Origin of the sequence: Neobacillus cucumis, from assembly GCF_002860255.1 — a bacterium.
GTDB lineage: Bacteria > Bacillota > Bacilli > Bacillales > Cytobacillaceae > Neobacillus > Neobacillus cucumis_A.
In genome coordinates this window covers 41252-62350 of the sequence record NZ_PGVE01000015.1, presented here as the reverse complement: position 1 = coordinate 62350, position 21099 = coordinate 41252, and the positions used below count along the sequence as shown (strand labels likewise).

20 protein-coding genes are annotated in these 21099 nt (G+C 39.3%); 17 read left to right on the top strand and 3 right to left on the bottom strand.

Annotation, left to right across the window (positions count from 1 at the left end; genetic code table 11):
• Positions 1-99: 99 nt before the first annotated feature.
• The 8 genes from CVD27_RS02535 to CVD27_RS02500 all read left to right on the top strand — a co-directional run bounded on the left by CVD27_RS02535 (position 100) and on the right by CVD27_RS02500 (position 6288).
• On the top strand, positions 100-564 hold the full coding sequence (locus CVD27_RS02535; RefSeq protein WP_101646327.1) for a VOC family protein: 465 nt from the start codon (positions 100-102) through the stop codon (positions 562-564).
• Between the two features lie 28 nt (positions 565-592).
• Positions 593-1417 carry a sugar phosphate isomerase/epimerase family protein gene (locus tag CVD27_RS02530; protein ID WP_219621279.1) on the top strand — a complete coding sequence of 275 codons (825 nt, stop codon included), beginning with the start codon at positions 593-595 and terminating at the stop codon, positions 1415-1417.
• A 42-nt stretch (positions 1418-1459) separates the two neighbouring features.
• A complete protein-coding gene (locus tag CVD27_RS02525; RefSeq protein WP_101646326.1) occupies positions 1460-2818 on the top strand; it encodes an ABC transporter substrate-binding protein in 1359 nt (452 codons plus the stop codon).
• A gap of 72 nt (positions 2819-2890) precedes the next feature.
• Complete coding sequence (locus tag CVD27_RS02520) at positions 2891-3814, top strand: carbohydrate ABC transporter permease (RefSeq protein ID WP_219621278.1); 924 nt, start codon at positions 2891-2893, stop codon at positions 3812-3814.
• 2 nt (positions 3815-3816) lie between these two features.
• Positions 3817-4605: a carbohydrate ABC transporter permease gene (locus CVD27_RS02515; RefSeq protein WP_101646325.1), complete on the top strand. Its 789-nt coding sequence runs from the start codon at positions 3817-3819 to the stop codon at positions 4603-4605.
• Positions 4606-4647: 42 nt separating this feature from the next.
• Positions 4648-5013: a tautomerase family protein gene (locus CVD27_RS02510; protein WP_101646324.1), complete on the top strand. Its 366-nt coding sequence runs from the start codon at positions 4648-4650 to the stop codon at positions 5011-5013.
• Between the two features lie 29 nt (positions 5014-5042).
• A complete protein-coding gene (locus tag CVD27_RS02505; RefSeq protein ID WP_180960123.1) occupies positions 5043-5786 on the top strand; it encodes an SDR family NAD(P)-dependent oxidoreductase in 744 nt (247 codons plus the stop codon).
• A 40-nt stretch (positions 5787-5826) separates the two neighbouring features.
• Positions 5827-6288 carry a VOC family protein gene (locus CVD27_RS02500; RefSeq protein ID WP_101646322.1) on the top strand — a complete coding sequence of 154 codons (462 nt, stop codon included), beginning with the start codon at positions 5827-5829 and terminating at the stop codon, positions 6286-6288.
• Between the two features lie 476 nt (positions 6289-6764).
• On the opposite strand, the gene CVD27_RS02495 is transcribed toward CVD27_RS02500, so the two are convergent.
• A complete protein-coding gene (locus CVD27_RS02495; protein WP_101646321.1) occupies positions 6765-8036 on the bottom strand; it encodes an FAD-binding protein in 1272 nt (423 codons plus the stop codon).
• Between the two features lie 377 nt (positions 8037-8413).
• Here CVD27_RS02495 and CVD27_RS02490 point away from each other — a divergent pair, with 377 nt between their 5' ends.
• The 6 genes from CVD27_RS02490 (at position 8414) to CVD27_RS02465 (ending at position 15978) form a co-directional block, all read left to right on the top strand.
• The gene (locus tag CVD27_RS02490) at positions 8414-9607 is read left to right on the top strand and encodes an NAD(P)-dependent malic enzyme (protein ID WP_101646320.1); all 1194 of its coding nucleotides are present in this window, start codon (positions 8414-8416) and stop codon (positions 9605-9607) included.
• 185 nt (positions 9608-9792) lie between these two features.
• Positions 9793-10545 carry a sulfite exporter TauE/SafE family protein gene (locus tag CVD27_RS02485; RefSeq protein WP_180960122.1) on the top strand — a complete coding sequence of 251 codons (753 nt, stop codon included), beginning with the start codon at positions 9793-9795 and terminating at the stop codon, positions 10543-10545.
• 106 nt (positions 10546-10651) lie between these two features.
• Positions 10652-12256, top strand: coding sequence for a DcuS/MalK family sensor histidine kinase (dcuS, locus tag CVD27_RS02480; RefSeq protein WP_101646319.1), 1605 nt, complete (start codon positions 10652-10654; stop codon positions 12254-12256).
• Positions 12249-12956 (top strand): response regulator, encoded by a 708-nt coding sequence (locus tag CVD27_RS02475; protein ID WP_101646318.1) that lies wholly within the window; start codon positions 12249-12251, stop codon positions 12954-12956. The genes dcuS and CVD27_RS02475 overlap by 8 nt, the downstream gene beginning before the upstream one ends.
• A gap of 121 nt (positions 12957-13077) precedes the next feature.
• On the top strand, positions 13078-14046 hold the full coding sequence (locus tag CVD27_RS02470) for a 2-keto-3-deoxygluconate permease (protein ID WP_101646317.1): 969 nt from the start codon (positions 13078-13080) through the stop codon (positions 14044-14046).
• 216 nt (positions 14047-14262) lie between these two features.
• Positions 14263-15978: an NAD-dependent malic enzyme gene (locus CVD27_RS02465; protein ID WP_101646316.1), complete on the top strand. Its 1716-nt coding sequence runs from the start codon at positions 14263-14265 to the stop codon at positions 15976-15978.
• A 153-nt stretch (positions 15979-16131) separates the two neighbouring features.
• On the opposite strand, the gene CVD27_RS02460 is transcribed toward CVD27_RS02465, so the two are convergent.
• Complete coding sequence (locus CVD27_RS02460) at positions 16132-16548, bottom strand: MerR family transcriptional regulator (protein WP_101646315.1); 417 nt, start codon at positions 16546-16548, stop codon at positions 16132-16134.
• A gap of 287 nt (positions 16549-16835) precedes the next feature.
• Here CVD27_RS02460 and CVD27_RS02455 point away from each other — a divergent pair, with 287 nt between their 5' ends.
• Positions 16836-17876, top strand: coding sequence for an NAD(P)-dependent alcohol dehydrogenase (locus tag CVD27_RS02455; protein WP_101646314.1), 1041 nt, complete (start codon positions 16836-16838; stop codon positions 17874-17876).
• Positions 17877-17974: 98 nt separating this feature from the next.
• Here the strand turns inward: CVD27_RS02455 and CVD27_RS02450 are convergent, their stop codons facing one another.
• Entirely contained in the window at positions 17975-18877 is a 903-nt protein-coding gene (locus CVD27_RS02450; protein ID WP_101646313.1) for a LysR family transcriptional regulator, read from the bottom strand.
• A 180-nt stretch (positions 18878-19057) separates the two neighbouring features.
• Between CVD27_RS02450 and CVD27_RS02445 the strand changes: the two genes are divergently transcribed.
• Both CVD27_RS02445 and CVD27_RS02440 read left to right on the top strand, forming a co-directional pair.
• Positions 19058-20227: an MFS transporter gene (locus CVD27_RS02445; RefSeq protein WP_101646351.1), complete on the top strand. Its 1170-nt coding sequence runs from the start codon at positions 19058-19060 to the stop codon at positions 20225-20227.
• Positions 20228-20291: 64 nt separating this feature from the next.
• A complete protein-coding gene (locus CVD27_RS02440; protein ID WP_101646312.1) occupies positions 20292-20999 on the top strand; it encodes an SDR family NAD(P)-dependent oxidoreductase in 708 nt (235 codons plus the stop codon).
• Positions 21000-21099 lie beyond the last annotated feature (100 nt).

Sequence of the window (21099 nt, the reverse complement as noted above, 5' to 3'; positions counted from 1 at the left end):
TAAAACAAAATGAAAACTACCTGTGAGAGGCCAGAGCCTTTAAAAACAGGTGGATATATGGACGAAGTTTAATATTTGATTGAGCAAAGGAGATATAAAATGTCAGGAGTACTAGGAACGAATTTATTGGCACAGGTGGGAATTATCGTTAAAGATGTTGAGGAAACAAAGAAAAAGTGGGCTGAATTTTTAGGTGTTGACATCCCAGAGACGCAACCTATTGGTGACTATACGGTTACAGGAACAGAGTTTAAAGGCGAACCCGCTCCCAATGCATATTGTTGGATGGCTTTCTTTGACGTTGGTCCGGGACTGCAGCTTGAACTGATTCAGCCTAACGAGGAACCTTCAACATGGAGAAACTATCTTGAGGAGAAGGGCGAGGGCATTCACCACGTTGCATTTCAAGTTAAAGATTCAAAAACTGCTGTTGCAAATGCTGAAGCTGCTGGTTTAAAGCTGGTTCAAAGAGGTGTTTATGGTGATGGCAGCGGCGAATATAATTATCTTGATGCTCCGGATCTAAAATGTTTAGTTGAGCTTCTCGAGAGTTACAATAAGTAATTTTAACACTAGTTATAAATAGAAAGGCATGACACTAAATATGAGACTTGGGACATCTTCATCATTAAATCACAGTAGTCCAAAAGAATGGGCTATGAAACATAAAACCTTAGGACTTGGAACTGTAAATTTCCCTCTCACTTACGAAAATGATGATGCGCTAATTGACGAGTATGTTAAAGAAGCAAAAAAAAACAACCTTGTGATAGCAGAGGTTGGGGTTTGGCGCAATACATTGGATTTAAATGAAGATGAACGTGTAAAGGCTATTAAGTACGCCGTGGAGCAGCTTGAACTTGCTGATAGGATAGGCTCTCGCTGTTGTGTGAATATTTTAGGTGCAAGAGGCTCTCGCTGGGATGGTGCTTATAAAGATAATTTTACAAAGGAAACGTGGGAACTGGGTGTAAAGACAATTCAGGAGATTATAGATGAGGTAAACCCTAAGAACACGTATTTTACAATCGAGTCAATGCCATGGATGTTCCCGACTGGACCGGATGAATATCTGCAGTTGCTTGAATCTGTGGACAGAGATCGATTTGCTGTTCATATGGACATTTTTAACTGGATAACTACACCAAGAAGGTATTTCTTTAATGAGGAATTTATAAGCGAATGCTTCGAGAAACTAGGTGAGCATATAAAAAGTTGCCATCTGAAAGATGTCAAGATGGAGGACGATTATACGCTGTTTTTTAGGGAAACTAGTGCTGGAAACGGTGGGATAAATATCAAGCACCTGATCAAAAGAGGATTATCCTTTGATGAAAATATGCCGTTTATCATAGAGCATCTTAGTACAGATGAAGAATATTTAAATAGTGTCGCATACATAAAGGCACTAATGTAAGCGGTTATATTGCGAGGTTACCAAGTGAGAGGAGAAAATAAAATGAAAAAAAGAAGAGTTGCAGTGGGCTTAGTTGCTTCAATGGTTATGATGACAGCTATGTTAGCAGGATGTGGTGGCACTCAAAAGACAACAGTAGATACTTCAACTAAAACGAAAGGCAATGTAGTTTGGTGGGGGTGGACGCCGGGTTCCCCAGTTAACGAAAAATATATTGCGGAATTTAACAAAAAATATCCAGACATCAAAGTTACGTGGAAACAAACATCAATAGATAATTATAACGCGGCTCTCAGACCGGCTTTGGCAAATGGCCAGGGTGTTGATTCTTTTCAGGTTTCACCGGGTTCAGGAAATGGTGGAGTTAAGACTTATGGAGGGCAAGCAATTGACTTGACCCCTGCTGTAAAAGAGGCTTTAGGTGCTAATTATAAAGACAAGCTCAACAAGTCATCAATCACCACTATGACTATCAATGGTAAGTTGAAAGCACTGGGTGTCGGAACTGTATATGCAGGAAACCTGTGGATTAACAAAGATCTTTTTGATAAATACAATGTAAAAGTTCCTACAAATTTAGATGAGTGGATAGAGGCTTGTAAAGTTTTTAGACAAAATGGTATCGAAGGTTTTGTGCAGGGAGCAGGTCAAGGTGCATTTAACATCGATACTTTCCATGCAATCGCTGATAATGTAAGCCCTGGTACTTTCACAAAAGCAACAAGAGGTCAAGTTAAATGGACTGATGGCTCCATTGTTAAAGCATTAACGCTATGGAAAGGGCTGTTTGATGCCGGAATTATGCAAAAAGGTGCTCTTGGTATTAAACAATATCCAGAAGCAAACAATTTATTTATGTCTCAAAAGGCTGCCATGGTTATGATGGGGTCTTGGTATACAATGAACGCTTTGCCTGATACGATGAAGGCTAATATTGCGTCTGCAGCTTCAACAAAAGAGCCGTTCACAATGGTTCCAATTTATTTCCCTGACATTGCAGGAACAGGACATACAGGATCTATGTTTGGCGATACAGACTATGCAGACGCAGTGTCTGCAACATCAAAGAATAAGAAGGCTGCAACTACATTTGCTGTTTGGCTTGCAACCTCTCAAAGTGGTCAACAGATGGTTGCAGATTCCTTAAACCTTGTTCCTAATCTAAAATCAGTAACTCCGAATTGGGACAATGTAAAACTTGTAAATCCTGAGAAACAAAACGAACCAATCAAAGAATTTATTAAAAATGCAATGGCTAGTGGTGATAACCCTCGTTTTGGAGGAATAAATGCAGATATGAACCAAGCATTGACAGATGTATTGGCTGGCGTGGCAGGAGGAACTATCACCCCTAAAGATGGTGCTGCTCAACTTGCAACGACTCAAGCTAATAGTAAATAAGGAATAATAGTTTGATAGGGGGCTATTTTTTCTAGTGTCCCCTATCATTAAATGTTGAGGAGACGTATAAACATGGAAAACACCAAAGTTATAAACGTGGAAAACATCAAAAAGATCAAAAAGATTAAACCATTGAGGTCCACGAAGATAAACGGACTTCCTTGGATTCTTCCAGCATTTGCTTTTGTTGTAGGGCTTATCTATTATTCAATCTTTTATACATTCAATTTGTCTACTCTAGATTGGAATGGGCTTGATCCAATTCAGGAAAAAGCGGGGATAAGTAATTATACTGATGCATTTTCTGACTGGGTTTTTTTGAAAGCTATAAAAAACACAATTGTTTTTTTCATTAGTACATTTTTAATTCAAAACTTTTTAGGTTTTATACTTGCCGCAATTTTGCATACAAAAGTAAAGCTTGCAACATTGCACAAGTGCTTGATTTTTATACCAACAATCTTAGCACCTGCGACTATGGCGCCAGTGTTTAGATTGCTGTTCTCGCCTCAGGGAATGCTGCAAAATCTATTTGACACACTTCATTTAGGCATAACTGTTGATTGGTTGGCAAAACCAAATTCGGCACTTTTCGTTCTCATGGTTGTTGCGATTTGGCAGTTCACAGGAATGAGTTTCATTCTATATTATGCGGCAATGAGCCAAATAGATAAAGAAATGCTTGAGGCGGCGCGCCTAGATGGAGCAGGAAACTTTAGAACTTTATTTAGCATGGTATTGCCAAACTGCAAAGGCACAACAGTTTCTCTTGGAATGCTTGGAATTATAGGTGCTTTGAAAACATTTGATATTCCTTATCTGATTACAACCGGTGGGCCAAATCACGCAACAGAATTTTTAGGCACATATATTTATACACAGGGAATAACGAAATCTAATCTTGGCTATGCAGCTGCCATATCAGTAATGCTCCTTATACTCGCAATCTGCGGTGCAATACTTGTTAATAGGGGTAATAAAGGAGATGAGAGATAAAAATGTTTGAAATTAGAAGTTTAAAAAGTAAAGTCATTTTGCAAATCATTCTACTGATATTAACGATCCCATATGTGATTCCACTTGTTCAAATGTTCCTTGGCTCTCTCGGTGGAACAGGTTTTTTAAATTATAAGGCGGTTTGGGACACAGGTGTAGTTCCAATCTTTTTTAGAAATTCACTCATCATATCAGCTGGCGTAATTTTATTGGTTTATATATTCAGTATGACAGCTGGCTTTGGGTTTTCAAAATTACACATATTTGGAAAAGAAGTGTACTTTTGGTTGATTCTTGTTGCTTTAACTTTACCTGAAGTAATTTTGTTGTCTCCATTGTTTGTAACATTCCAAAAGTTGCATTTATTTAATACCTTTTTGGCTGTAATTTTACCTACCGCAGCATTGCAACTGCCATTTACTATTCTACTTACTAGAAACTTTGTCAGTGGAATCCCTAATGAGTTAATGGAGGCAGCAAGAATTGATGGTGCGGGTGTTTTGTCGATGTTTTGGCATGTCATCCTTCCGCTTACAAAGCCAATTGCATCCTCAATTATTGTTTTGACACTCATCCACTCATGGAACACATATCTCCTGCCACTTTTGTTCTTACAAAGCCCGGATATGCAGACGGTAACGCTGCTTCCACAATACTTCCAAGGTGAGTTTACAAATGATCAGACGAAGATATTAGCGGCAGCTGTGCTCACTGCAGTTCCTGAGATTATTGTTTATTTGTTCATGCAGAAAAATTTTGAAAACGGCATGAGTGCTGGAGCTCTAAAATAATCGAAACAAGAGCAGAATCATAGTGAAAAGAAGGAGATCATTATGCCGTTGATTCAAGTTGACTTAAAAAGGTCAGTGTTTGAGGATAAAGGAAAAGAAATATCAAATGCAATACATAATTCGCTGGTTGCAGGTCTAGGTATGGATACAACCGATCTTTTCCACGTGTTTAGACCGCATGATGAAGGGGAGATTATTTTTTCGCCAACTTATGACAATCGCGATAGGCACGATTTGATCATCATTAGAATTACAATGGTTAATATGTTTTCACTTGAGCAAAAGAAAAAAACATATAAAGAACTAACAAAGAGGCTTGTTGACATTGGAATCAGGCGCGATGATATTTTAGTTTGTGTTGTTGAAAACAGTGCTGAAAATTGGTCGCTTGGCGAAAGAGAAGTTTGACAGGCGGTAGCGGCGGAATGGAGGTTTTTATGCGTAAATTATTGGAGAAAGAATTGTGCGTTGTCACGGGTGCGGGGAATGGAATTGGCAGAGCAATCGCAGAACGTTTCATAAGTGAAGGTGCCGATTTGATTGTGGCAACGAGAAATGTTGAAGCCGCAAAAAAAATATATGAGGGAAACAGTCAGGTTGTTGACATTCTAGAAGTTGACGCGACAGATGTGAAAGATTTAGAAAAAATAACGGAATCCGTTAAAAGGACAGGGCGTAAATTAAAGGCGGTGATACCAGTTGTTGGTAACGGGCCACAAAACCCGATTCAAGAAATAACACCTGAGGAGTTTCATTTGACAATGAACCTTAATGTTTTTTCAGCTTTTTTCACGGTTCAGAAGTTAATTCCTTTTATGTCTAATAAATCTTCAATTGTTCTCATATCATCAATTGCAGGTTTTCAGGGTGGGAAAAACGCCATTGTCTATAATGCGGCGAAAGCAGCGGTCAGGTCTATGGCGCGCTCGTTCACAGGAGAGCTTGCAGAAAAGGGTATTAGAGCAAATGCTATAAGCCCTGGTCCAACGGAAACACAGGCGTTTACAGATTTTGTGGGCGGCGATGAGGAACGACGAAACAATATAGTTTCGCAACTTCCCATAGGGCATATTGGAAAGCCTAGCGAGATTGCGGCGGTTGCATTGTTCTTAGCGTCCGATGAATCTTCTTATGTGACTGGTGCTGAAATTATTGCTGACGGCGGTTTCACCAATAGATAAACAAATAGTGATTAATAAATAATATAAGGGAGAAAAAATAATGACATTATCATCAACGAATATAGTTAAGGTTATAGTCGTAACAGACGATTTAGAAAAAACAGTTTCTGCATATAAAACTTTGCTGGGAACAGGGAAAGAGCCTGCAGAGCAAAATACAGAGCATAAAGAGGTAAGAACACCTTTTATGAGGTATAAAGGTGCCGATATCACTGATACCCCAATGAAGGTAGAAAGTGTTTTCAGCGATAATTTCTGGTTTGAAATTATCCAGCCTCTAGGAAATAATGACCCATGGGCAACTTGGTTAAAAGAACATGGCACGTCAATTTGCTCCATTTGTTTGTTGTCAGACGGACCTTTAGAAGATGACGAAGAAACTATGAAAAATACAGGATTTGATTCACTTTTTAAACACGAAAAGGGCTATGAGGCGTATGAATATTTTGACACATCAAAAGCGCTTGGAGTTTTAGTTGAGGTAAAAGAGCAGTATAAATAATGAAAGGGGTGGCGAATTCGTTCGTCACCTCTTTTGTGCACATAAGCTAAAACATGTTTTCTATATTTAGCTACCCATTTTTTTAACATAGTTGAATTCACGTTGTGTTACTTAGGTGTCGCTTCAAAAGATTCCATGCCTTCCAGGTAAGAAGTAATAGCTGGTGTCCTCCTATTTGTCCTCCGATGTTTTATATCATATTTAAAATATTTAAGTTAAATCTCCTATAAATGTTGATTTAAAGGCTTTTTTAATACACTATTTTTTTCTATTTTATATAAAAATGAATGGGCGGCAGGATGTAATACCTCACCCCCCTTGATATATAGGGGGATTTTGAGGCAATAGTCATTAATACTCTTACGTGCTCATAGCCAAAACGAAATAAGGTTTAAACAAAAGGAATTGCCCCTTTGGGCCATTCCTTATTACTTATACGCGCATTCTAGCAAGAGTAATCTATTTTACATTACAAATTACTCTGTCACATTAAATATATATTTATTCAAAAAAGCATTGCGAAACTTTCCATTCAAATCATACTTCATAAGCAGCTGCTGAAATGCAGGCATCTTTTCATAAAGTGATTGTATTTTCGCAGGCGAGGTAGTAAATAGTTTTCCCCAATGCGGCTTTGCTTGAAAAGGTTCAAGCTGGGCTTCGATAAGTGGCAGCACCTGCTGAACTTCCGCCCATTTATCCTGCCACGTAAAGTGAAAAGCAACCGAATCTTGCTTATAGGATGGGCTCATCCAAAGCTCGTCCTGCGCAATAGTTCGCACTTCGGATATAAGCAGATGTGGTGCGATTTGTTCACGGATTTCACTAATCGCACAAAGAGCATCATAGGCATGCTCCCGGGCCATAATATATTCACTTTGCAGCTCTTGGCCTTTACTTGGGGTAAAATCCATCCGGAAGTGTGGCATGCGATCAAACCAATCCCCTGGCACACCTAGCTGTGCTGTACAATTCTCTGCTCCAACCCCGGGTACGGGATGGAGATTTTCTTTGGCCGCTTTTGCTCCATAAAAGTCCTCTCCTAACGAAAAGGTCTGTTCATCCGTCAGTTTGCTCTTCAGCCACACCTGATTAAACGTTTCGTCCTGCCAATTCGTAAACAGACTAACGCTATAGGCACTGGAATAAATGGTATCGAAATCATGTTCTAGTTGTGCAAACGCAAGATTCTCGTAAACATCCTGCCTCATTTGATGACTTGGATGGACATCTAGGGTTAGCTTTGTGACGACACCGAATCCACCTAGTCCCACAACCGCGCCATGTAATTCCTCTTCCGATTTTTCCTTTGAAAACGTTACAAGACTTCCATCCGCGGTGACAACCTCCATAGCACGTACTGCTGCAGCTAAATTTTGATTGCCATTACCTGAACCATGTGTTGCTGTTGCACAAGCACCAGCAATTGAAATGTGCGGAAGGGAAGCAAGGTTATGTAAGGCATAGCCATGTTGCTGAAGCACATGACAAAGGTCGCCATACTTGATTCCGGCTTCCACGGTTACAGTTTTCTTTTCTCGATCAATGGATAAGACCTTGTTGAGCTTTTGCAAGGATACTATATTCTCATCCGAATCTGCGATGCTATTAAACGAGTGACGTGTTCCGATCACACGTAGCTTTGTTAACCTTGAAACTAATTGTTGAACTTCTTCAACAGATTCAGGTTCATGCCAGTTTGTCGTGCTATATTGAAAATTACCTGCCCAATTTCTTTTCCTCTCCATTCATCCCACTCCTTTTTCACTGTTTCATTTAGCGTAACTATACTCATAATAAGAAAAAATCCCCAATACATTATAGTCTTCTGCAACAGCAGCATAAGACAAAAAAGAGCGCAAAAACATATTAATCTGCTAGTTATTCTCCTGTTTTTTTAATTACAAAAAGGCTTTAATTAATTAAATATTCTATTAAACTAGTCTGTTAATTTATAAGATTGGGATATATTTATTATACCTTCAAGGTAAAACGTTTTCAAAGCGGATAAATAGTTTTCTTCTAAGGATGATTGAGAAATAAGCGCAAGAATATAGAAGCCTTTAAATAAGCTTTGAAACAATTTGGATCGAAATTAAAATTTTTGGAAAAGGGAGAGGGAATGATGGAAACATTGCGTGACAGAGCATTACAAATGCACCGGGATAAACAAGGAAAATTAGAAGTGAAAGCAAAGGTAGAGATTAAAAATGCAAATGATTTGAGCTTAGCATATTCACCTGGTGTCGCAGAGCCTTGTAAGGAAATCTATGAAGATCGAAATAAAGTATATGAATACACGATGAAAGGCAACACCATTGTCGTCGTGTCAGATGGCTCGGCGGTATTGGGGCTTGGGAATATTGGGCCTGAAGCAGCAATGCCAGTAATGGAAGGTAAAGCAGCTTTATTTAAGAATTTTGCTAACGTAGATGCATTTCCTATCTGTTTAAATACACAGGATGTGGAAGAAATAATTGAAACAGTAAAGCGTCTTGAACCAACATTTGGCGGGGTAAATTTAGAAGATATTTCAGCTCCAAGATGCTTTGAAATTGAAGAACGCTTGAAAAAAGAAACAAACATCCCTATTTTTCATGATGACCAACATGGTACAGCCATTGTAACGGTTGCCGGATTAGTAAATGCTCTTAAATTAGTAGATAAGAGAATGGAAGAAATTAAAGTCGTCATAAATGGTGCGGGTGCTGCGGGTGTAGCAATTGCTCAATTGCTAAATCGTTTTGGTGTGTATGATGTCATTCTATGTGATACAAAAGGTGCCATTTATGAAAATCGTACATATGGAATGAATCCAATTAAAGAAAAGATTGCTAGACAGACGAACCGTAACAATGCAGAGGGGAGCTTAGAGGAAGTAATTGTAGGCGCAGATGTTTTTGTTGGTGTATCTGTTGCAGGTGCCATAACAAAGGAAATGATTTTAACAATGCGAAGGGATGCAATTATTTTTGCAATGGCAAACCCTGTTCCAGAGATTATGCCAGATGAGGCAAAAGCTGCAGGAGCAAAAGTAATCGGAACTGGACGTTCTGATTTTCCAAATCAGGTCAATAATGTACTTGCTTTTCCAGGGATTTTTCGGGGGGCTCTAGATGTTCAAGCTACAGAAATAAATGAAGAAATGAAAAAGGCTGCTGTATACGCCATTTCTTCGCTCATTTCAGAAGAACAACTATCAGAAGACTATGTGATACCTAACCCTTTTGATGACCGAGTAGCATCTGCGGTAGCAAACGCTGTTGCAACTGCCGCTGTAGAAACAGGTGTAGCGAGGAAATCCCTTATAACCATGTAACTAAAGTGAATTTAGGTGACAGGCACCATAAATGGACAAATGTCTTTCTAGGGTGTCTGTTGCCCTTGACCACACCAAAAAACTTAGTTTTTTTAATTACAAAAAGGCTCCTGTTGATTTCAAGTAATATAATAGACTTGGATTATTTTCACTACTGAAGTGAAGTGTGTTTGGGGGCGACATCTTTGATTATCACACTTACTATGTTCTTAATGGGTATATTACTAGGGTTTATTGGGGCCGGAGGGTCCGGTTTTATCATTGCTCTCTTAACCGTTGTTTTTGGAGTGCCAATTCACACAGCATTAGGTACATCTCTGGCTGCAATGGTGTTTACGACTATGTCCGGAGCTTATAGCCATTACCGGCAGGGAAATATTGATGTGAAGACAGGAATAACTGTAGGTGCTTTTGGGGCGTTTATGTCTTTTGTTGGTTCTAAGATTGCCGTATGGATTCCGGTTCATTCACTCCATTGGCTCACAGCGGGAATGCTGTTCCTGTCCGCTGTTATGCTTATGATCCGTCTTTTTATAGTAAATAGGCTTAAAGAGCCAAATAAAAGGAAAACGAGACAAACTGGCAGCTTTCTAATGAGAGCAGCGTCTGTCGGTATTGTGACAGGTATTTTATCTGGTACGTTTGGTATTGGGTCGGCTCCATTCATTCAGCTTGGGTTGATGGTTGTGTTGGGCCTTACTGTACAAGAATCAGTTGGCACAACGATGTTAGTTATTCTTCCCATCGCTTTCGCTGGGGGGGTAGGCTACTACTTTGAAGGCTATTTCAACGTCTTACTCCTGGTCCAGGTACTCGCTGGAACGATGATTGGTTCTTATATTGGAGCCAAATTTACCAACAATGTTCCGCTGCCAATTTTAAAAAGTGCAATGGTTCTCACCCCAATTATGGCGGGTGCCATTTTGCTAATTCGATGATTTATGATAAAGGCTGCTTAAACTCTTTTATGAGCATAGCGGTCTTTTGTCATTTTATGCATAAGTCTTATACATACTATTATTATGATAATACCTGGAGGAGAATATGAAGAGGGGCAAACTTAGTTTACAAGCCATTATTATTATATTTGTATGCATTGTCGTCGCTTTATCACTTGGAATAACTGATTTAATCATAAGCAAAAGAATTACCGCTAGTGTGGAAGAGACACAGAAAGAAAAGGCCTTAAATGTGGCAAAAATGATTGCCTTTAGCCCGCAAGTGATTGGAGCTTTTGAAGGGAAAGCTAATAAGAAAGAAGTACAAATTTTAGCTAATCAAATAAAAGAAAAAACCCATGTTAACTTTGTTGTCGTTATGGATATGAATGGAATTCGGCTTTCCCACCCAGATCCCAGTAAAGTGGGGAAGCACTTTAGGGGAGGAGATGAAGGACCTGTCCTTAAAGGAAAAGAGTATGTTTCCATTTCAAAGGGAACTCTCGGTCGATCCATGCGGGCATTTACTCCAATAAAGAATTCACATGGAAAACAAGTCGGAGCGGTTGCTGTAGGAATTTCTTTAGAAAACGTTACAAAGGCGGTACATAAAGGACGGATGGGGATCGTTATTGGGACGTTAATTGGAGTCCTAATAGGCGTAATCGGTGCAGTGGTCCTGGCAAGATACATCAAAAAAATACTTTTAGGACTCGAGCCATTCGCTATTGCTAAACTGCTTGAAGAACGAAGTTCCATGCTTCAGTCCGTGCGTGAGGGAATAATAGCCATCGATCAAGAAGGGAAAATCACACTTGTAAACAGGGCAGCCAGTAAGCTTTTTAAGAGAGCCGGTCTTGAAGAGAACCCTATGGGTAAGAACATTGAAGCTTATTTGCCAGAGACTCGGTTAACTCGCATAATAAAATCGGGTGAAACTGAATTGGATCAAGAACAAAACCTGAATGGGGTGACCATTTTAGTAAACAGGGTTCCGGTGGTTGTGGAAAATGAGTCGGTGGGAGCAATCGCAACATTCCGTGATAAAACCGAAGTCCGATTGTTGGCCGAACAGCTCACAGGTGTGCGTAACTATGCGGATGCTCTCCGTGCCCAGGCACATGAATTCATGAACAAACTTCATGTCATCCTTGGCCTGGTTCGAACTGAACAATATGATACACTTGCTAACTATGTGAGTGAAACGGTTAACCACCGGGAAACAGAAATGGGCTTTGTAACGAAGAAAATTAAAGATCCTGTTCTTGCTGGATTTTTAATTGGCAAGCTTAGCTTTGCCAGAGAATCAGGTGCTTCACTATCATTTGATTGTGTAAGTAAACTTCCTAAACCTGCAAACTCGGAAATCACACATGAGCTGATAACAATCATTGGAAATCTCTTCGATAACGCAATGGAAGCAATTGCGGACAGTCCAAACAAAAAAGTCGGCCTTAAACTTGATTATGCAGAGGATATTTTAACAATTGAGGTTAAAGACACAGGGTTGGGAATGAATAATTCACTCCAAAACAAAATATTGGATAAAGGCTTCTCTACGAAAGGAGAAAACCGCGGGTTTGGGTTATATCTTTTGGCACAGGCAATTGAAAGATTAGAAGGGGACATGATTATTTCGTCCAAGCCTGGAAAGGGAACAAATTTTGCCGTGTATATACCTTATAAAGCAGAGGATGAATCGAATGATTAATGTAATGATTGTCGAAGATGATCCGATGGTAGCAGAAATCAATAAACAATATCTTTCTAAAATTGATGGATTCCGCTTGGCTGCAACAGTCAATTCAGTGGCGGAAGCTATCCGATTTTTGGGAAAGAATGATATTCAGCTTATTCTTCTGGATATTTTTATGCCGGGAAAGCAGGGCCTAGAGCTGTTAGCGTACCTTCGAAAAAATGACCTTGAAATTGATGTCATTATCATTTCAGCGGCCTCAGATCTTGAACGAATTAAGAGGGCATTAAGGTTTGGTGCTGTCGACTATTTAATTAAGCCCTTCGAGTTTGAACGGTTTAACGCTGCACTTGGTACCTACCTTGAGCAAACCCGGCTCATTGATAAACAGGAATCGGTTAGTCAGCAGGAGCTCGATCACTTACTTTTGCACAGAGACGAAGCTGTTATAGCAGAAGAACTGCCAAAGGGGTTAACGAAGGATAGCTTAAAGCAGGTATGGGATGCGATTCGTGAATTGAAGGACGGTCCTTTTTCCACTGATGAAGTTGCAAATGTTGTAGGAATATCAAGGGTTTCGGCAAGAAAATATCTTAATTTCCTAAAGAACTTAGGAATCCTTGAAGTCAAGGTTATCTACGGAACGGTCGGAAGGCCTGTATATCAGCATGAATATAACAAATTTAAAGAGCACTTAATAAAAAACTTTCTGTAAGCAGCTTTTGAAACTGCTTACTTTTTTTATTTACAAAAAGAATTATTAAACTTTCATAATCTATGAAAACGGTTTACATGGGAATATGATAGATACGTAGCAAGATAAAGGAGGATTAATAATGCAAATTCCAATTAAGAAAACGCTTGATAAAATTCCAGGCGGTCTGATGGTTGTTCCACTTTTTTTAGGGGTATTAACAAATACATTTTTTCCGCAGGTTTTACAAATTGGAAGTTTTACAACAGCTTTATTTAGTAAAGAAGCTTCATCAACTATATTGGCATGTTTTATGTTTTTAATAGGTTCACAAATTAATTTCAAATTAGCACCAAAGGCATTAAAAAAGGGTGCCATATTATTAACAGGAAAATTTATCGTAGGTGCTGGTATTGGTTTAGCTGTAGCAGCGATTTTTGGTCCTGCCGGATTACTAGGATTAACACCTTTAGCCATCCTTGCAGCGTTGTTAAATGCTAATGGCGGGTTATATGCATCTCTTGCTTCATCGTATGGTGACGAAACAGATGTAGGCGCATATGCGTTATTTTCTTTAAAAGACGGTCCATTTTTCACATTAGTGGCATTAGGTGCATCAGGTCTTGCCACCATTCCTTTTCAAACACTTCTAGGAGTATTAATTCCAATTGTAATCGGAATGATTTTAGGAAATATTGATCCTGATATGAGAAAGTTCCTTGGAAGCAGTAAATTATTATTAATCCCATTCTTTTCCTTCCCATTAGGTGCTGGTATGAATCTTTCAACTATTATAAAAGCTGGAGGTCCTGGGATATTACTAGGATTAATCGCTGCCTTCACAGGAATTGGAGCTTACTTCCTATTAAAGTTATTTAAAGAAAACCCTATCGTTGGTTTAGCAACAGGGTCAACTGCAGGAAATGCGGTAGCTACACCAGCTGTTGTGGCGGCAGCAGATCCAACCTTAGCTGCAGTAGCATCTTCAGCTACTGCCCAAGTTGCAGCTGCATGTGTCATATCTGCTATCGTCTGTCCGATAATTGTGAGCTATGTATTTAAAAGGTCCGAAAAGAAAAAAGCGAAACAATCGATGGCAAGGGCAGCCTGATAAAAAGTAAAGTTAATGTTATAAACACCAAAAAAGTAGAAGATAGAACAGAGCAGTCAGCCGGTTTTTACTGTCTGCTTTGTTTAATTACAAAAAAGGGATATTAAATTAAAAAAACTATTGTGATAAGGAAAATGTTATTAACATGGAAAAGTAAGAAATCTATGTTACGGTATTATCCGAATAGCTATTTTAAGATAGAAAGAAGGAAACACCATGAATGTACCTGAGAATGTTATTATTACAACATTAAAAGGAAAAGAAGTTCTCTCCAATCCTTTTTTGAATAAAGGAACGGCTTTTACTAAAGCGGAAAGGGATGAGCTTGGACTTGACGGTCTGTTGCCTCCCCAAGTGCTCACCCTTGATGAACAAGTAAATAGGGTTTATGAACAATATTCAATGAGGACAACGAATCTATTTAAACACGGTCTGCTTTATGATTTATATAACCGTAATGTTGTTCTATTTTACCGATTGTTGAAAGAACATTTAGCAGAAATGCTTCCAATTATCTACACTCCTACTGTCGGTGATGCGATCCAGTCCTACTCTCATAGCTACCGCCGCCCGGGTGGCTTATATCTTTCCATTGATGATCCTGAGGGCATTGAAAAGGCATTTCACAATCTTGGACAGCCCAAAAATGGCATTGATTTAATCGTCGTTACCGACTCTGAAAGTATTTTGGGTATTGGGGACCAAGGGGTAGGCGGTATTAATATTGCGATTGGTAAACTCGCCGTATACACAGCGGCAGCTGGTATCGATCCAAGCCGAGTTCTGCCAGTTGTGCTAGATGTTGGTACGAACAATCAGGATTTAGTTGCCGATCCTATCTATATTGGCAACAAGTTCGCCCGTGTCCGTGGTGAGCGTTATGATCAATTCATTGATTTATTCGTTCAGACTGCAAGAAAGTTCTTTCCAGAGGTTCTTATTCACTGGGAGGACCTTGGAAACGTGAATGCGCGTAAAATCTTGGACAAATACGGTGACAAAATCCTTACCTTCAATGATGACATCCAGGGAACAGGTGCAGTTACTCTTGCTGCTGTGATGTCTGGATTGAAATTGACAGGAACTAATCTGAAGGACCAGCGTATTGTGGTCTTCGGACCAGGGGCTGCTGGTATCGGTATAGCTGACCAAATCTCCGAGACAATGGTTCTTGAAGGGCTGACAAGAGAAGAAGCCTATGACCGTTTCTGGGCTATTGACTATCGGGGGTTACTAACGGACGAGACACCAGATGTCCTGAACTTCCAGAAGCCTTATGTAAGAAAAACGGATGAAGTCAGAAACTGGGATAAGGAAGAGAACGGGACCATTTCATTAATGGAAGTCGTTCAGAGGGTGAAGCCAACCATCCTGATTGGTACTTCCGGACAAGCCGGCGCCTTCACTGAGGAAATTGTGAAAGAAATGGCCAAACATGTTGAACGTCCGATCATCTTGCCTATGTCCAACCCAACCGCACTGACTGAAGCCGTGCCGGAAAACCTGATGAAATGGACAGATGGAAAGGCTCTAATTGCAACCGGCAGCCCGTTTGCCAATGTAGATTACAAAGGTGTTTCCTATGAAATTGGGCAGTCAAATAACGCATTTGTATTTCCAGGATTAGGTCTAGGAGCCATTGTAGCAAAAGCTGAAGTGATCTCAAAAGGAATGTTCGCGGCAGCTGCTTATGCGGTTGCAAGAATGTCAGACACCAGCGCACCTGGAGCATCCCTGCTGCCATCCATTGAAAAACTTCATGAGGTCTCAAAATACGTAGCCATTGAAGTAGTCAATGCGGCAATATACGAAGGAATTGCAAAAGAGGATATCCAAGATGTTGAGACTGCTATTGAAGAGGCTATGTGGAAGCCTGAATATAAGGAAATCAAGAGTGTAGGTATTTGGACAAACATTCATTCCTATGCATGATTAAATAGTTAAATAAAATGCCTGTACTCCTGGTCGAACTTTCGGAATTCCAGGCAGTACAGGCATTTTGTATTTAACTAGATTAACTGGTAAATTGCATTTTTCGACTAAAACTAGAACTGGGCATAGTTGTCATCAAACTAAAATTATTAATTAGTAAGTAGTGGAAATCGCGATTTTATCGTTTTTATGAATGTCTTCCGTTCCGGCATCCAATGCAGTTCTGTAATATCTGCATTTATGCTCGATGACTCCCATAGTTTTTTTTAGTTCTTCTATCTGTGCTTCTACAATAGCTTTTCGATCCATAAACATGTCATATCTTTGTTGCAGCGAGGAATCCCCATCAGAACACCAATCAATGAAATTTTTTATTTCCTTAATAGGCATTCCGGTGGATTTCAGACATTCAATTATTTTTAATGCGTCGATATCAGATTCTTTAAACAAGCGTGCTCCACTGGGTGTCCGTTCTACAAAAGGTATAAGTCCCTCTTTGTCGTAGTAACGAAGGGTATATACGGTAAGATTCAATTCTTTTGCAACTTCGCTGATCGTGTATGTCTTCATTACTAATCTCCTATTCTAAACATTATAGACTTCGAGTTAACTCTATGATTGAAAGAAATTTATCATGTTGTATGCTAAATGTCAAATGTTACTTTACCATTCAATGGAAAGTAAAATTAAGAATATGAATTTTTTAAAAATAAGGTATTGACCTAGAGTTAACTATAAGGATTAATATTGTTTTGCAAGGAAAAAAGCAGGGTAGAAATAAACGAGGGTTAATTTGAACCTATACCCGGCACAAGCACAGCTTCTTGAAAAATATAAATTATAGGAGGTTTTTTTAAATGATAACAGCTAAAGCACGCGCTGTCGACGGTCCAGACAAACCGTTTCGAGCAGCTGAAATTAAACGACGCGATCTTGATTTGCATGATATTCTAATCGAAATTAAATATGCAGGCATATGCCATTCTGACATCCATACTGCTCATGGCGAATGGGGTCCTGTGAACTATCCACTCGTGCCTGGACATGAGATTGCGGGAATTGTCACCGATGTAGGAGCAGAGGTCACAAAATACAAGGTCGGTGACCGGGTAGGTGTCGGATGTATGGTTGACTCCTGTGGCGAATGTGAAAATTGCCGTAAAGGAGAAGAACAATACTGTCTTAAAGGAAATGTTCCTACATACGCTGGTGTTGACAAATACGGTGAGCCTACTCAAGGGGGCTATTCAACACACATTGTCGTAACGGAGGACTTTGTAGTCAGAATTCCTGATAGCATTGAGCTTGATGCCGCAGCACCATTACTTTGCGCAGGTATTACGACCTATTCGCCATTAAACCATTGGGGAGCCGGGCCAGGTAAGAAAGTAGCGGTCGTTGGTATGGGCGGTCTTGGTCATATGGCTGTCCAAATTGCCCATGCCATGGGTGCAGAGGTCACTGTACTGTCACAAACATTGAACAAAAAGGAAGATGGCTTGCAATTAGGAGCAGACCACTACTATGCAACGAATGATTCCGAGACGTTTAAGAAACTAGCTGGTACGTTCGACCTTATCGTAAATACAGTGAGTGCTAAGATCGATATTAGTGCCTACCTTTCATTGCTAGCGCTCGATGGCACACTCGTTAACGTTGGTGCGCCAGCGGAGCCGTTGTCTCTTAACGTATTCTCACTTATCGGTCATCGCCGTTCATTTGCAGGTTCAATGATTGGCGGCATCCGTGAGACTCAGGAGATGTTGAACTTCTGTGCAGAACACAACATTGCTCCTAAGATCGAAGTCATTTCAGCTGACCAAATCGATGAAGCCTACAAACGAGTATTAGCTTCGGATGTGAAGTATCGATTCGTGATTGATACCAGCACAATTTAAGTTAAATGTAATTTCGAGGGATGTCCTAAAAGCCTAGCTTTTGGGACATCCTTTTTTTGAAAATGATCTTACGGACCTAAAAGAAGCGGATGTTCTCATCAATTTAAAGAATTTGAAAATTTCACTTGAATTACTTTTAAAAACATATCAGCAGCAGCGGAAAAAACCTGATGCTTTTTCCAAACAATATTTAAGCCAGATTCAAGTCTTGGCTCTAGAGGTTTAAAACAAAGGTTACTATCACTAGACGTATTCACTATTTTATCAAGGGTTATTGCATAACCAATGCCCTCATCAACCAAGATGGCAGCATTATAGGCAAGATTGTATGTAGTCACGACATTTAATTTATCAAAATCTTCACCAAACCAATCTGCAAATTCATTTTTAGAAAAGGTCTGTTTCATTGCCTGCCGTGAACAAATTAGCGGGACATTTAATAAATCCACTGCTTGAATGGTTTCTTTGAAAGCAAGAGGACTGTCCTTCCTCATAACAACGCCCCAAACATCTTTGGCTGGGATATTGATATAGTTGTATTTTGATAAATCAGCTGGTTGAATTAAAATACCAAAGTCAAGCAATCCCTTGTCAAGCCGTTCAGTCACATCATCTTCGTTTCCGCTGTAGAGGTGATACCGTATGTTTGGATAATGTAACTGTAAATCCTTTACTATACGTGCAATCTGTCTCATGGCGTCTGTTTCCCCACCACCTATGTAAACATCACCACTTATGGTTTCTTCCATGGAACTAAATTCCGCTTCTAATTTATCGACCATATCAACGATTTCTTCTGCTCTCTTTCGCAGAAGCATTCCTTCATCTGTAAGAATGATACTGTGACTACTTCGAATAAATAGTTTTTTTCCTAACTCTTGTTCCAGGTCTTTTAACTGTCTTGATAATGTTGGCTGTGTCACATGCAAAAAATCTGCAGCCCCCGTAATGCTTCCTTCTCTTGCAACAGTAAGAAAATATCGCAAAACTCTAAATTCCATAAAGCCCTCCTCCTTTATAGTGTTTTAGTATATTTGTTTTAGAAATGCTTATCAAGCATATCTAGTTATTAGATATAAGTATTAGCTATATTTAAAAAGCACGGTAGAATAAATAGCAAAGGTTGAAAATAACAGTATTTTTTTTTGGGGGGCAATTTATTGAAAATAGGAGTTGCTTTTTTGGCTAGACGAAATAACTTGTTGATTTTTATACTAACCATAGGAGTCTTTGGCATTTTAAATACCGAAATGGGGGTTATTGGAATATTACCTTCTATTTCAGAACATTTTCATGTCAGTGTATCCAAAGCAGGATGGCTTGTGAGTTTTTTTGCCCTTGGAGTTGCAGTATCCGGTCCAACGATGCCGTTATTGTTTTCCGGTATAAATCGTAAGAAGGTCATGTTACTTGTACTGGGCGTTTTCGTTTTGGGGAATATCGTATCGATATTTACATCTAACTTTACCATTCTATTAATTGCTCGTATCATTCCAGCCTTTTTTCATCCTATTTATTGTTCTTTAGCATTTACAGTAGCTGCTGCATCAGTAAGTAAAGAAGAAGCTCCAAAAGCTGTTTCTAAAGTTTTTATTGGAGTATCAGCCGGTATGGTAGTCGGCGTACCAATCGCAAGTTTTATTGCAAGTGTAACTTCTTTACAAATGGCAATGGTATTCTTTGCTATTGTTAATGGGATTGTCTTCATTGTTACATTGATTTTTGTCCCATCCTTGCCAGTGGAAGAAAGACTTTCTTATGGTACACAATTTTCCGTATTAAAGAAATCTATTACATGGCTTTCCATTATGACTGTCATTTTATTAAACTCGAGCGTATATGGGGTATATAGTTATCTTGCTGAATATCTGAAAACTGTTACGAATATACCTTCGAACACCATTAGTTTACTATTATTTATATACGGCGTAGCCAATATTATTGGAAATATTGTGGCAGGGAAACTGCTAACTAAAAATGCAAACAAATTTGTTGCATCTTTTCCTTTTATATTAGGGACCGTTTACATCCTATTATTCCTATTTGGACCGTTTACCTTACCTATGGCGTTCATTACTTTAATTTGGGGGATATTAGGTGGAGTAGGTGGGAATATCAATCAATATTGGCTTTCGTCTTCAGCTCCCGAAGCGCCTGATTTCGCCAATGGCTTATTTATATCATCGTGTAACGTGGGAACAACCATTGGTGCAGCTGTTGGCGGGTTATTTATATCAGAAATGGGTATACAATACATCGTATTAGTGGGAATCCTATCATTGATGCTAAGTTTGGTAACTATTTTACTGAGAAATTATATGTATAGTCCTACAAAACAACTCTCCGTATAAGGAGTATCCCTAATAGGGATTTTACAATGCCACTTAATCCAAGAACAACAAAGGGAGGAGAAAAATGTCACACGATAAACAAGTTGCGCTTGTCACTGGCGGGAATCGAGGAATTGGGAATGAACTGGTCAAACAATTGGCTTTAAATGATTTTAAGGTGATTTTGGCAAGTCGGGATCCAGAAATGGGTCATGAAGCTGCGCAACAACTTAAGGAGCTAGATTTAGATGTTTCGTATATAGAGATGGATGTCACCAATCAAGTAAGCATCCAACAAGCTGCGATAACAATAAATAAGAAGTTTGGAAGATTAGATGTATTGATTAATAATGCTGGCGTGTATTTAGATGAGAATGAAAAGTTATTGGCTATGGAGCCTTTCGTTCTGGAGAAAACAATGGCAACGAATTTTTTGGGCGTTTACTATTGTGTCCGTTCCTTTATTCCCCTTATGGAAAAGCACGGCTATGGGAGAATTATTAATGTTTCTTCAGAGTATGGGGCGATTAGCGAAGTGTCAAATCCAGGAGTAGGTGCTTATAAGTTGTCTAAATTTGCCCTAAATGGATTAACACGATTGATAGCTGCAGAAATCGACGGGGATATCAAAATAAATGCAGTCGATCCAGGATGGGTAAGTACAGATATGGGTGGACCATCTGCTCCACGAACACCTAAGCAAGCAGCGGAGTCTATCCTGTGGTTAGCAACGATTGGACCTGAAGGACCTTCCGGAGGGTTCTTTAGAGATGGAAAACCAATTTCTTGGTAGGTAAACACTAGTAGTTTTAGTGGTTTTAACCTGCTATAAAGAAAGAAACATGCTCATCCTTCAAGTAAAAGGATGAGCATGTTTTATAAAGACCATCTTA